The sequence below is a fragment of the Parendozoicomonas callyspongiae genome, from assembly GCF_023502345.1.
GTDB classification, from domain to species: Bacteria; Pseudomonadota; Gammaproteobacteria; order Pseudomonadales; family Endozoicomonadaceae; genus Sansalvadorimonas; species Sansalvadorimonas callyspongiae.
In genome coordinates this window covers 1-335 of the sequence record NZ_JAMFLX010000160.1, presented here as the reverse complement: position 1 = coordinate 335, position 335 = coordinate 1, and the positions used below count along the sequence as shown (strand labels likewise).

The window sequence follows — 335 nt, the reverse complement described above, 5'->3', positions numbered from 1 at the left end:
CCACTGGTTTCAATCATAGGGTTATACCATTCGCACGAAATAACTATTCCAAACATTCAGAGCTAAACTTGATCGAAATGTTTGGAAGACCCTTTCGCTATGCCTCGTTCTTGCCAGTTCTCTGAAAAATTTTTCTCTACAGACTTTCAACACGCTGCCAGACATGCCGGTTCCTGTCGGGAGTGCGTCCGTTTATTAGGGCTCGCTTTTTTACAGCAAGGACTTTCTACCTCTGAAGTAGCCCAGCGCCTCGATGTTCATGTTCAAGCTGTAAAACAGTGGCATTCCCGCTTCAAACATGGCGGTCTTGAGGCGATGAAAGATCAGCCAGGGAA

The 335-nt window shown here is 46.3% G+C and carries 1 protein-coding gene; it reads left to right on the top strand.

Going from position 1 to position 335, the window contains the following annotated elements; genetic code table 11:
• Positions 1–99 precede the first annotated feature (99 nt).
• The coding region (locus tag M3P05_RS21315; protein ID WP_408635972.1) for a helix-turn-helix domain-containing protein at positions 100–335 on the top strand (236 nt) is incomplete at its 3' end.